At 75.1% G+C, this 12,355-nt stretch carries 11 protein-coding genes; 5 read left to right on the forward strand and 6 right to left on the reverse strand.

The features are described 5' to 3' along the window. Positions 1–288: 288 nt before the first annotated feature. Positions 289–1,518, forward strand: a complete 1,230-nt coding sequence (locus G3I53_RS17225; RefSeq protein ID WP_164333776.1) for a GAF domain-containing SpoIIE family protein phosphatase — start codon at positions 289–291, stop codon at positions 1,516–1,518. A 42-nt stretch (positions 1,519–1,560) separates the two neighbouring features. Here the strand turns inward: G3I53_RS17225 and G3I53_RS33360 are convergent, their stop codons facing one another. Further along, positions 1,561–3,510, reverse strand: a complete 1,950-nt coding sequence (locus tag G3I53_RS33360; RefSeq protein WP_203591742.1) for a PAS domain S-box protein — start codon at positions 3,508–3,510, stop codon at positions 1,561–1,563. A 297-nt stretch (positions 3,511–3,807) separates the two neighbouring features. Between G3I53_RS33360 and G3I53_RS17240 the strand changes: the two genes are divergently transcribed. Continuing rightward, positions 3,808–4,878 (forward strand): alcohol dehydrogenase catalytic domain-containing protein, encoded by a 1,071-nt coding sequence (locus G3I53_RS17240; protein WP_164333771.1) that lies wholly within the window; start codon positions 3,808–3,810, stop codon positions 4,876–4,878. Positions 4,879–4,997: 119 nt separating this feature from the next. Further along, the gene (locus G3I53_RS17245; protein WP_203591743.1) at positions 4,998–5,741 is read left to right on the forward strand and encodes a CBS domain-containing protein; all 744 of its coding nucleotides are present in this window, start codon (positions 4,998–5,000) and stop codon (positions 5,739–5,741) included. Positions 5,742–5,767: 26 nt separating this feature from the next. On the opposite strand, the gene G3I53_RS17250 is transcribed toward G3I53_RS17245, so the two are convergent. Further along, complete coding sequence (locus G3I53_RS17250; RefSeq protein WP_164333772.1) at positions 5,768–6,214, reverse strand: universal stress protein; 447 nt, start codon at positions 6,212–6,214, stop codon at positions 5,768–5,770. A 106-nt stretch (positions 6,215–6,320) separates the two neighbouring features. After that, positions 6,321–7,124 carry a polyphosphate kinase 2 gene (gene ppk2 / locus G3I53_RS17255; protein ID WP_164333773.1) on the reverse strand — a complete coding sequence of 268 codons (804 nt, stop codon included), beginning with the start codon at positions 7,122–7,124 and terminating at the stop codon, positions 6,321–6,323. 214 nt (positions 7,125–7,338) lie between these two features. Here ppk2 and G3I53_RS17260 point away from each other — a divergent pair, with 214 nt between their 5' ends. Next, a complete protein-coding gene (locus tag G3I53_RS17260; protein ID WP_164333774.1) occupies positions 7,339–7,854 on the forward strand; it encodes a flavodoxin domain-containing protein in 516 nt (171 codons plus the stop codon). Positions 7,855–7,904: 50 nt separating this feature from the next. Here G3I53_RS17260 and G3I53_RS17265 read toward each other — a convergent pair whose 3' ends face one another. Then, complete coding sequence (locus tag G3I53_RS17265) at positions 7,905–10,007, reverse strand: SpoIIE family protein phosphatase (protein WP_164333779.1); 2,103 nt, start codon at positions 10,005–10,007, stop codon at positions 7,905–7,907. Positions 10,008–10,247: 240 nt separating this feature from the next. Here G3I53_RS17265 and G3I53_RS17270 point away from each other — a divergent pair, with 240 nt between their 5' ends. After that, positions 10,248–10,592: a DUF6343 family protein gene (locus G3I53_RS17270; RefSeq protein ID WP_164438523.1), complete on the forward strand. Its 345-nt coding sequence runs from the start codon at positions 10,248–10,250 to the stop codon at positions 10,590–10,592. Between the two features lie 42 nt (positions 10,593–10,634). Here the strand turns inward: G3I53_RS17270 and G3I53_RS17275 are convergent, their stop codons facing one another. Together G3I53_RS17275 and G3I53_RS17280 are read right to left on the reverse strand one after the other, a co-directional pair. Next, the gene (locus tag G3I53_RS17275; protein ID WP_164438524.1) at positions 10,635–11,042 is read right to left on the reverse strand and encodes a helix-turn-helix domain-containing protein; all 408 of its coding nucleotides are present in this window, start codon (positions 11,040–11,042) and stop codon (positions 10,635–10,637) included. A gap of 101 nt (positions 11,043–11,143) precedes the next feature. Beyond that, complete coding sequence (locus tag G3I53_RS17280) at positions 11,144–12,322, reverse strand: hypothetical protein (RefSeq protein WP_239063960.1); 1,179 nt, start codon at positions 12,320–12,322, stop codon at positions 11,144–11,146. Positions 12,323–12,355 lie beyond the last annotated feature (33 nt).

Consider the following 12,355-nt stretch of genomic DNA (forward strand, 5'->3'; position numbering starts at 1 on the left):
CGGCCGCCCCCGCCCGGGCCCGTCCCCGGCGCGCCCGCCGGGCGGGCCGCACGTGGCGGCCGGCGGCCTGCGTGATCCGGGTGGTTCCTGCGTGCGGGAGGCGGGAACGCGGGTCACGATGAGGTGGGCGGCGGAAACGGACCGTCTCGCCCCGGGTCCGGAAAGAGGTGGATGGTCGTGACGCGGGACGACGGTCGGCGACGCCCGGAGACGTCCCCACCACGGGGGACGACCCACCCGCACCGCTCCACGGGCGGGTACGCGAGGCCGACGACGGACCAGCAGCGCATGTCGGGCCTGCTCTCCGCCGTCCTCTCGCTGAGCCGGGAACTGGAGCTCCCCGTCGTCCTGCGGCGCATCGTGACCACCGCGATGGACCTGGTCGACGCCCGCTACGGCGCCCTCGGCGTCCTCGACGACGAGGCGAGCGGCCTGGAGGAGTTCATCCCCCTCGGCCTGAGCGACCAGGAGTACCGGGACCTGGCGGGCTCCGAGTTCCCGCACGGCCGCGGACTGCTCGGGCATCTGATCCACCACCCCGAGCCGCTGCGGGTGCGGGACCTGACCCGCCACCCCGACTCCATCGGCTTCCCCGAGGGGCATCCGCCGATGCGCACGCTGCTCGGGGTGGCCATCAGCGTGCGCGGGCGGATCTACGGCAACCTCTACCTGTGCGACCGGCGCGACGGCGAGCCGTTCGACGAGGAGGACGAGGCCGTCGTGACGGCGCTGGCCGGTGCCGCGGGCATCGCCATCGAGAACGCCCGCCTGTTCGAGCAGACCCGCGCCTCCGCCGAGCAGTTCCAGCGGCTGCTGCTGCCCCGCCTGCCCGACCTCGCCCCCTTCGAGGCGGCCGCCGTCTACCGCCCCGCCACCGCCCCCGGCCACCACCTGGGCGGGGACTGGTACGACGCCCTGCTGCTCCCGGACGACAGCTGCGGGGTCATCATCGGTGACGTCATCGGCCACGACCTGAAGGCCGCCGCGGCCATGGCGCAGATCCGCAACATGCTGCGCGCCCTGCTCTACGACCACCGCACCCCGCCCAGCCTGGTCCTGCACCGCCTCGACCACACCCTGCACGCCATCACCGAGGCACCGGTCACCACCGCCTGTCTGGCCCGCGTCGAGGCCGACGGGGACGGCTGGCACCTGCACTGGTCCACCGCGGGCCACCTGCCGCCGCTGGTCGTCACCGCCGACGGCCGCACCCGCTACCTGCACGCCGACCCCGGCCTGCCGCTCGGCGTCGACGAAGCGGTGCCGCGGCCCGACCACACGCATCCGCTGCGGGCGGGGGACACGGTCCTGCTGTTCACCGACGGGCTGGTGGAGCACCCCCACCGGCCCCTGGGCGCGTGCATGGACGAACTCGCCGCCCTCGCCGCCCAGCACATCGACAAGGATCTCGACGCACTGTGCCGGACGCTGGCCGACCGGCATCCCAGCGACGGGCACGACGACCTCGCCGCCCTCGCCCTCAGGCTCCCCGCGCCCGGCGCCCGCCGGAGCACGTGACGCCGCCGGGACGCCCACGCGGCCACCAGGGCCGGCGGGCGGTCACAGGCGCAGGGTGAACCAGGTGGTCTTGCCGTCGTCGGTGGGGCGCACGCCCCAGCTGTCGGCGAGGACGCGCACGAGGTTGAGCCCCCGGCCGCACTCCTCGTCCTCGTCGGCCCGCCGGGGCTCCGGCAGGCAAGGACTGCCGTCCCCGACCTCCACGGTGACGTCGGCCGCCGTCCGGCACACGTGCAGGGTGACCGGTCCCCGGGCGTGCTGGACGGCGTTGGTCAACAGCTCGGAGACGAGCAGGCGCGCGTCGTCGGCTTTCTCGCCGCAGCCCCAGGCGTCCAGCACCCGGGTGAGGAAGGCGCGCCCCTCGGGCACCGACTCGGGCCGGGTGGCCAGGGTCGTGGTGAGGGACGCCAGGGGCGCGGCGGGCAGCCGGGCGAGCAGCAGCGTGACGTCGTCGTCGTGGCCCTCGGCGTCCGGCCGCAGGGTGGACAGGATGCGGTCGGCGGCCTCGTCCAGTCCCGGCGGTCCGGCGGTGAACAGGGCGCCGCAGGCGGACGTGAGGGCGGCGAGACTGTCCTCGATGTCGCAGCCCGGGGTCTCGATCAGGCCGTCGGTGTAGAGCACCAGGGTGGCGCCCGGGGGCACCGCCGCCGACGCCTGCTCGTACAGGACGCCGCCCACCCCGAGCGGCGCGTTCACCGGGGCCGCCAGCGGCCGCGCCCCCTCACCGGGCACGGCGACCAGCACCGGCAGGTGTCCGGCGGAGCACAGGGTCACCGTCGCCTCGTCGGCGGCCACGACGAGGTAGCAGCAGGTGACCAGCTGGTCCGGCACGTCCAGGTCCGCGACGCAGGCGTCCAGGGCCTGCATCAGCCGCCGGGGCCGCATGCCCGTCTTCGCCAGCGCGTGCGCCGCCGACCGCAGCTGGCCCATGACGGCGGCCGCCTCCAGGCCGCGGCCCATCACGTCGCCGATCAGCACGCCGACCCGCCCGGCGCCCAGCGGTATCAGGTCGAACCAGTCGCCGCCAACGCCCGCCCCCTGGGTGGCCGGACGGTAGCGGCTCGCGGTGACCAGGCCGGGGACGTCCGGCGGGGTGCCCATCAGGCTGCGCTGCAGGGTCAGGGCGACATGGCGCTGCTGCTCGTACAGGGCGGTCAGTTCCGCCTCGGCCCGCTTGCGGTCACTGATGTCGCGGACGATGGCGCACACGCCGATGACCGTGCCGTCCGGCGCCCGCCGCGGCCACAGGGTGACGTCGACGTCCAGCAGCGCACCGGAGCGGGTGAGGCGCAGCGTCTCGAAGTGCTCCACCTTCTCGCCGAGCCGGAGCCGGTCCAGCAGCGCGGCGATCTCGTCCTGATGGCCGTCGGGGGCGAGGAGGGAGATGTGCCGGCCCATCACCTCGGCGGCGGTGTACCCGTACAGCCGCTGGGCGGCGGCGTTCCAGTAGGTGATCCGGCCGTCGAGCGTCTTGGCGAGGATGGCGTCCTGGGAGGACTCCACCAGGGCGGCCAGCTCGCTGATGCGTTCCTCGGCGGCCTTGCGGTCGCTCACGTCGCGGACGGCGGCGGAGATCAGCAGTCCGTCGGCGGTCTCCAGGGGGCTGAGGCTGATCTCGACGGGGAACTCGCTGCCGTCGCGACGCAGCCCGTACAGGTCGAGACCGGCGCCCATCGGGCGGACCTGCCGGTTCGCCAGGTAGGCGTCGCGGTGCAGGGTGTGGTGGCCGCGCGAGCGCTGCGGGACGAGCAACTCGACGGGCTGGCCCAGGAGTTCCCCGCGTTCGTAGCCGAACAGCGCCTCCGTCTGGGCATTCACCAGGGTGATCGTCCCGGTCCCGTCGACGATGACCATGGCGTCCGGTGCCGCCTCCAGCAGGCCGCGGAACCGCTCCTCGGCGGCTCCCGGTTCGCCGGGCCGCGCGCAGGCCGCCGGCCGGCCCGGGGGGAGAACCGCGAGCGGATGCGTGGCCGTACCGGTGTTGTCGCTCATGTCCGCCCCAGCCGCCCTGCTGCCAGTGATGTCCGGTCATCCCAGCGCACCCGGACGCGGGCCGGGCCCCGATGTCCCAAAACGGCGACTTTCGGGCCGGGCCCGCCCGGTGACGCACCGCTTGTGACCGGCTCCGCGCCCGGGGTGTCCTCCTCCGCGGCCCCTGTCGGCCCGCGACGGCCGCCGGCGGGAACGGCCGCCCCGAGCGGATCCGCCGCGGGTCGGACAAGCTGGAGAGAGGGCGGACACCGGCCACGCGCCGGGTCCCGCCGGACCACCACGGAAGCGAGGTGCGGCATGAAGGGTTACGTCTTCCATGGCCCCGGACGGGCCGCGTGGGAAGAGGTCCCCGACCCGGGCCTGCGGGACGCCACCGACGCCGTCGTCCGGGTCACCGCCGTGACCGTCTGCGGGACCGACCTGCACATCCTCAGGGGCGACGTGCCCGAGGTGCCGCCCGGCACCGTGCTCGGTCACGAGGCGGTCGGCGAGGTCGTCGAGGCGGGGAGCGCCGTGACCGCCGTCCGGCCCGGCGACCGGGTGCTGGTCTCCTGCATCAGCTCCTGCGGACGGTGCCCCTCCTGCAGGCAGGGCATGTACGGGCAGTGCCGCGGGGGCGGCGGCTGGATCCTCGGCCACACCGTCGACGGCACCCAGGCCGAGTACGTCCGGGTGCCGTTCGCCGACCTGTCCCTGCACCCGCTGCCGGGCGCGATGGCCGACCGGGACGCCGTGCTGCTGGCCGACATCTTCCCCACCGCCTACGAGGTGGGCGTGCTCAACGGCGGTGTGCGGCCCGGGGACACCGTGGTGGTCGTCGGCGCCGGGCCCGTCGGGCTGGCCGCCGTCGCCACCGCCCGGTTCTTCGCCCCCGAGCGGATCATCGCGGTCGACCTGGCCGCGTCCCGGCTGGAGGCCGCCAGGAACCTCGGCGCCGACGCCGTGGCCGACGCGGGGGAGGACCCCGCGCAACTGGTCGCCGACCTCACGGACGGGCAGGGTGCCGACGTCGCGATCGAAGCGGTCGGCGTGCCCGGCACGTTCGAGATGTGCGCCCGCATGGTGCGCCCCGGCGGACGCGTCGCCAACGTCGGGGTCCACGGCAAACCCGTCACCCTGCACCTGGAGGACCTGTGGATCAGGAACCTGACGATCACCACGGGCCTCGTCGACACCCGGACCACCCCCGTGCTGCTGCGGATGGCCGCCGCCGGCCGGCTGCCGGCCTCGCAGCTGGTCACCCACACGTTCGGACCGGACGGGATGCAGGAGGCCTACGACGTCTTCGCGGGTGCCGCCGAGACCGGTGCCCTCAAGGTCGTGGTGGGCGAGGAACCGCACGACGTCGTCGCCGTGCGGGCCGGGTGACGGCCGCGCGGTGACCCCCGGCACCCGGGCCGGGGCCCTTCGGCCCCTGTTCCGGGCCGGCCGGGTCGCCGACGCTGGGAGTGTCCGCCCGACGACATCCGAGCAGGTGGGTGGAGATCATGGAGAACTCCCCGAAGACCGTCGCCGACGTCATGACGCGCACCGTGGTGGCCCTGTCCGGCGGGGCGACGTTCAAGGACATCGCCAGGACCATGAAGCAGTGGCGGGTCAGCGCGCTGCCCGTCCTGGACGACGAGGGCCGGGTCATCGGCGTCGTGTCGGAGGCCGATCTGCTCCGCAAGGAGGAGTTCCGCGACAGCGACCCGCCCGGCCCCGTGTTCCTGCGCAGCCCCTCCGAGCCGCACAAGGCCGACGCGGTGACCGCGGAGCAGCTCATGACCGCCCCGCCCCTGACGGTCACCCCCGACGCCCCGCCGGCCCGGGCCGCCCGCATCATGGCCCGGCGCGGCGTGAAGCGGCTGCCGGTGGTCGACGGCGAAGGGGTGCTGAAGGGCATCGTCAGCCGTGCCGACCTGCTCAAGGTGTTCCTGCGCGGCGACGACGAGATCGCCCGGGAGATCCGCGGCGTGATCGCCTCCGGGCGTTTCCCCGCCTCCATGGAGGCGGTGCGGGTGGACGTGCGCGACGGCGTGGTCACCCTCACCGGCCACGTCCCCGACCCCTCCCTGGTGCCCTTCGCGGTGCGGGTCGTCCGCTCCGTCGAGGGCGTGGTGGACGTGCACAGCCTCCTGTCGGGCCCCCGCCGGCGCCCGCCCCTCGACCCGGACTTCGCGGACGACGCGAAGCGCCCCGACGAGCGGGACGGGACGGGCGGGACGCCGGAGAAGGCCGAAGCCTCCTGAACCCGCCCGCCCGCGGGCGGGCACGCTCAGGGCTTGCGGTTCTCCCGGACGACCACCACGGGGCAGGCGGCGTGCTGGGCGCAGCGCTGGCTGACCGAGCCGAGCATGGTCCGGGCGAAGCCGCCCCGCCCCCGGTGACCGACCACGAGCAGGTCCGCCCGCTCCGAGGCCCGGATCAGCACCTCCGACGGGTCGCCCTCGACCAGCCGCTCCCGCAGCCCCGGCGGACGCTCCCCGGGGAAGGCGGCCTCCAGCGCCTCCCCGAAGCGGTGCCGCGCCTGCTCCAGGTCGAGGTCGGGCTCGATGGCGCGCCCGCCCCAGCTCGGCGTCACCCAGGTGTCCCAGGAGTGGATCGCCTCCACCTCACCGCCGACCAGCTCCGCGTACCGTGCCGCCCAGCGCAGGGCCTCGTACGACGCGGGGGAACCGTCCACGCCCACTACCACCAGAGGAACCGGCTCGGGGGATTCCATGGCCACCTCACTGGGTCGACGTTGTCCTACGTCCACGCTGCCCCGCCCGGGGCCGCCCCGCCAACCGGACGTGCGGAACGGGTCCGGGCACGGGCCGCGGGGCGGGTCAGAGGCTCGCCGCGTGGTCGGGGACGTAGGTCTGCAGCTCGCGCGGGGGCCGGCGGTAGCCGGTCGACGGAGGGCGTTCCGGCAGCTCCAGGACGGGCGGCGCCACCTCCGTGTAGGGCACGGAGGACAGCAGGTGCGCGATGGTGTTCAGCCGCGCCCGGCGCTTGTCGTCGCTCTCCACGACGAACCACGGCGCCTCGGCGATGTCCGTGTGCACCATCATCTCGTCCTTGGCCCGGGAGTAGGCCTCCCAGCGGGTGATGGACTCCAGGTCCATCGGTGACAGCTTCCAGCGGCGCCGCGGGTCCTCCAGGCGGCGCTGGAACCGCTCCTGCTGCACGGCGTCGCTCACCGAGAACCAGTACTTGCGCAGCAGGATCCCGTCCTCCACCAGCATCCGCTCGAAGAGGGGGCACTGGCGCAGGAACAACTGGTACTCCTCCTTGGTGCAGAAGCCCATGACGTGCTCGACGCCGGCCCGGTTGTACCAGGACCGGTCGAACAGCACGATCTCCCCGGCGGCCGGCAGATGCTGCACGTACCGCTGGAAGTACCACTGGGTCCGCTCCCGCTCCGTCGGTTTCGGCAGCGCCGCGATGCGCGCGCCGCGCGGGTTGAGGTGCTCGGCGACCCGCTTGATGGTGCCGCCCTTGCCGGCCGCGTCCCGGCCCTCGAAGACGACGACCAGCCGGACGCCCTCCGCCCGCACCCACTCCTGCAGCCGCACCAGTTCGGTCTGCAGCCGCAGCAGTTCCTTCTCGTAGACCTTGCGCTGCACCCTCGCCGCCGCCGTGTCCGCCATGAACGCCTCCACCGCCCGGTGATCCGGCCGTGCTCCGCCGGGTCACTCCGCCGAGTCCACCACCCGGCGTCACGCTACTGAGCGGCGCCGGACCGCGCACCCGGGGGCCGACCGGCCCTCCGGACGGGCCCGGACAGCCCCTGGGCACCGGGGGCGGGACGGCGGACGCTCGAAGCGTGGAGCAGTCCGCGACCGTGAGAGGAGGCGGTCCGCGATGACGAACACCGTGCTGGTCGCCTACGGAACGACCAACGGCTCGACGGCGGAGATCGCCGAGGCCGTCGCCGGCGTCCTGCGCCGTGAGGGGCTGACGGCCGAGGTGCTGCCCGCCCGGTCGGTGCGCGGCGTGACGCCGTACGACGCCGTCGTGGTGGGCGGCGGTCTGTACGCCGGACGCTGGCACCGGGACGCCCGGCGCTTCGTGCGCCGGTACCGCCGGGACCTCGCCGGCATGCCGCTGTGGTTCTTCAGCAGCGGACCGCTGGACGCCTCGGCCTCCGAGAAGGACATCCCGCCCGTCCCCGGCGTCCGCCGGCTCATGGACCGGACCGACGTCGTGGACCACGCGACCTTCGGCGGCCGTCTGGAGGAGGGTGCGAAGGGCTTCGTCGCCCGGATGATCCTGCGCTCCGGCAAGGGCGGGGACTTCCGCGACGTCGACGCGATCGAACGCTGGTCCGCGCAGGTGGCGAGGGAACTGACCGGGGCCGGTGTCGGCGGCTCCGCCTGACCGGCTCCGCCTGACCGGGCGCGCCGTCCGCGGGGCGGCGCACCGGGCCGTCACCGGGGACGGGGAGCCGGCCCACCGCCGGCACGGGCCCGGGGCTGCGGGCGGATCAGCAGCAGCGCGATGTCGTCCCCCGGTGCGGGCACGTGGCGGACGAGGTGGTCCGCCATGGCGTCCAGGTCGGTCGGATCGGCGGCCTCCACCAGTCCGGCGAGGGTGGCGACGGCGTCGTCGAAGTCCGTCCCGGGGGCCTCGATCAGCCCGTCCGTGTACAGGACGAGCACGCAGCCGGGAGGCAGCGGGAACTCCAGCGCCGGGTAGTCGGCGTGCGGCTCGACGCCCAGCAGCAGACCGGGCGGGACACGGAGCAGTTCGGTCCGTCCGGACGCGTGCCGCAGCAGGGGCGGCGGGTGCCCGGCGGTGGCCAGGCGGACGCTGCGGCCGGCGAGGTCGAGGTGGGCGTAGAGACAGCTGGTGAACAGGCCCGGGTCGAGGTCGGCGAGCAGGCGGTTGGTGCCCGTCAGGACGGTGCCCGGGGGAGCGCCGAGGGCGGCGTGGACGTGGACGGCGGTGCGCACCTGGCCCATGAGGGCGGCGGCGTCCACGTTGTGGCCCTGCACGTCCCCGATGGTGGCGACCACCGTGTGCCGGTCGATCCGGATGAGGTCGTAGAAGTCCCCGCCGATGCCCAGGCCGCGCGCGGCGGGGAGATAGCGGGCGGTCACCTCGAGGCCGTCGACCACCGGAAGGGTGTGGGGGAGCAGGGCCGCCTGCAGCCGGTGGGCGAGGGCGTGCTTGCTGTCGTAGAGCCGGGCCCGGTCCAGGGCCTGGCCGACCAGCCCCGCCAGGGAGGTCAGCACGGCGCGTTCACCGGGCGGGAAGGGGTGGGGCCGCTCGTAGGCGAGCAGCAGGGAGCCGATCGGGCGGCCGGAGGCGATCAGCGGCAGCAGCGCCCACGCGGACATCCCGTCCTCGTGCACCGTGCCCGGGTAGGCGGCCTCCATCTCCGCGAAGGAGGCGAAGAAGTCCGGCTCACCCGTCGTCAGGGGCCGGACCGCGGGGATGTCCGGGGAGAGCGGCGCGGCGTCGAAGCGGTCGACGATGTCCGCGTCGTACCCGCGGTGCCCGACGATCCTCAGCCGCCCGTCGTCGGCCGTCATCAGCACCATGGCCTGCGCCTCGAGCGCCGGCAGCAGCTGGTCGGCGGTCTGGTCCACCACGTCCTGCACGCCGACCGCCTCGGTGAGCGTGGCCGCCAGGTGCATGAGGTGGTACAGCACCGTGGCGCGGCCCGGACCGGTGGCCGGCGCGGACGGGGGCTCCGGGGCGCCGTCGTCCGCGCGGCCGGGCAGGATGCGGACGCTGATCCCGGAGGAGTCCGGGTACAGCTCGAAGGTCAGCCACGTGTCCGGGGGCCGCAGCACCGTGAACACCTGCGGGCGACGGGTGACCAGCGCGGCCCGATAGCGGTCCTCCACGTGGGGGACGTCCATCCAGGGCAGCGCCTCCCACGGCAGGGCGCCCAGCAGGGCGGAGCGGTCGGCGGCCACCAGGCCGGCCGCCGCGGGGGTGATGAACGTGATGCGGCCGCTGAGGTCCAGCGCGCACGATCCGCCGGGCAGGCGCTCGACGAAGGCGGTCATCGCGCGCGATTCGGCGACGGGCCGGATCCGGGGCGGCAGCGGGGGGAGGGTGCGGGGACGGTCCCTGGGCAGCAGGGGGTCGCCGCGCTCGGCGCTCTGCTGCATGACACGCCCCAGGTGCTGGCACCCGGCCTCGACGGCCGCGCGCTCCCCGGGGCTCAGGTCCGGGCCGTGGGAGGAGGGCCACAGCAGGACCAGCCCGCCCCACACCGACTCCCCGGCGGCGACCGGCGCGGCGGCCATGGAGAAGTCGTAGGGGAGGACCAGCGCGGGTTTCGGGTAGCGGCGGGCCATCTCCTCCTGGCCCCCGATCCACACCAGGCGCCGGTGCCGCACGGCGTCCGCCACCGGAATGGGGTCGGTCAGGGCCACCCGCCGCCACGGGGCGACCATCTCCTGCGGCGCGCCGGTCACCATCACCAGCCACAGTGCGCTCCCGCCGGGCGGCAGCACGTACAGCAGCCCGCCGGTTGCCTCGCAGTCCCGTACCACCGTGGTCAGCGCCGTGTCCATCAGCTGCCCGTCCCGGTCCGCGGCGGCGACGGTCGCGGTGGGGCGGTACCGCACCGGCCGCACCGAGCGTCGTCCATAGGGGGACGATACGCCCGGCCCCCGGCACCGGCATCCAGGCACGACGCGCGCGACCCGGGGCCGGCGGTTTGCCCTGCCGCCCCCGGGCTACGCGAAGAGGGAGGACGTGTGCGGTCGACGGCCGTGTCGGGCGGCCGGGCCGAGGCGTCGGAGGAGGACAGGATGCGGCACGATCAGCAGGCCCGGACGGAGGACCCCGCCCGCCGCTCGCACCACGGGGCGACCGGCCGCCGCGCCCGGCGCAGCGGCACCGAACCGGTGACGGCCCGTAGCCCGTTGGGGCTGCGCCTGCTCCTGTCCGGCTTCTTCCTGCCGCTGTTCGTCGCGGCGACCGTGCTGTTCGCCCTGTGGGCGGCGGACTCGGACGCCGGCGACAGTCCGGGCCGGGGTCCACTCGTCGGCATCACCGTGGCGTGCGCCGTGCTGGCCCTGATCGCCGCGGTGGACGTCCTCGTCGTCCTGCGGCGGCGCCGGAGCGAGCGCCGCGGCCGCACCGGCGGGCGGTGAGGTGCCGCGCCCGGGGCGGCCCCGTGGTGACGGCGGCGCCGGTCAGGGGTCGGGTTGCTCGCGGGCCTCGCGCAGCCGCCGGTTGTGCCAGAGGACGGCACGGTGGATCTCCGGCTCGTGCAGGCCGGTGCGGCGGGCGACCTCGGCGACGGTGAGGGCGGGCGGGCCCGCGCTGAGCGCCTGGGTGACCTTCGCGGCCCACAGCTCCTCCTCGACGAAGGGGCGGCGCCGGTAGTCCTCCCGGAGCTCTTCGAGATGCTGCTCGCCGCAGGCGGTGAGCAGGCGCAGGCCGTCGGCGCGGCCGCCGCGCCCCTGCGCGCAGGAGGAGTCGGGCACCAGGGCGCACACCGCCCGGTCGGCGGGGAAGACCGCGCCGCACCGGTCGCACAGCTCGACCGGGGGGATGTCGTCGCGGTGGGCGCGCCCACCGCGCCGGGGGCGTTTCCACATGAGGACTCCCGCGGACGACGGCGCGACGGCTCGGCTGCGCCGCACCGGCGGATGTCCTCAGTCTGCCCCTCCCGGCCGCGGACGACACGGTCGGCTTCCGGTCACGGCACCCCGAGCTCGAACAGCACGTACCCCCCGTACGAGCCGGAGGCCAGCGCCGCCGTGCCCAGCACCACGGCCAGCGAGGGCACGCGCAGTCGCCGCATCGCCAGGGCCAATGGGATGACGAGCGGGAACAGCGGGAGCAGGTAGCGGGAGACGTTGCCGAAGATCTGCTGGGTGCCCATCACCATCAGGTAGGACAGCACCGTGTACACGACCAGGACGGCCGGCGGGCGCAGCCGGACCAGCAGCACCGTGAGCACCGGCACCAGCAGCACCACCCCGACCCCGACGACGTCCTCGAAGGGCATCGCGAAGAGATAGTCGAAGTGGCCCACGGGCACGGAGGAGAGCACGTCGAGGGTGTGGCGGCCGTAGTCGAACTTATGGGCCCAGGCGCCGTCCTGGAGGGTGCTGTAGCCGTTCCACTCGCCCATGCGGTAGCCGACCCAGCCGAGGTATCCGGCGGTCCCCAGCGGCGCGATCAGCACCGCGGCCAGCGGACGGCGCAGGCGCTCCCGGCGGCGCCACACCGCGACCAGTCCGGCCACCGCGAGGGCGGCGGCCAGCGTCACGGCGGTCGGCCGGGCCAGGCCGGCCGTGAAGACCAGGACCCCCGCGGTGAGCCAGCGCCGGGTCAGGACGGCGTAGCAGGCCCAGGCAGCGAGCGCGGTGTACACCGACTCGGAGTACACCGCCCACTGCGCGCCCGACCCGGGCCACACCGCCCACAGCCCCACCGCGATCAGCCCGGCCCGGCGACCGCCCAGCCGCGCCGTCACGGCGTGGATCCCGAGGGCCGCGACGAAGGAGGCGACGACCGCGACGGCCATGCCGGAGCCGTACGGGCCGAGCCCGGTCACCTCCGAGACCATCCGCATCAGGGCCGGGTACAGCGGGAAGAACGCCGCCGAGTTGCCCTCCAGGGTGATCAGGCCGGTGGCGCCGGGGACGGGCTCCAGAGCGGGGTCGTAGCCGTGCAGGGCGATCTGCTGGTACCACCAGCCGTCCCAGCTGCCGAGGACGTCCCAGGGGTGCTCGCCGCCACCGAACCGCGGGTGCTTGTCGCGGAAGTCCCCGGCCGCGTCCAGCAGGTACATGAACACGGCGAACCCGGCCAGCTTCAGCGCGCCGTACGTGGCGAGCACCGGGCCGTGCTCGGCGGCCAGTCGGCGCAGCCGCGCGTGCCACGCGTGCCGGGCGGGCCGGTG

This window comes from Streptomyces sp. SID14436 (genome assembly GCF_010548465.1).
GTDB lineage: Bacteria > Actinomycetota > Actinomycetes > Streptomycetales > Streptomycetaceae > Streptomyces.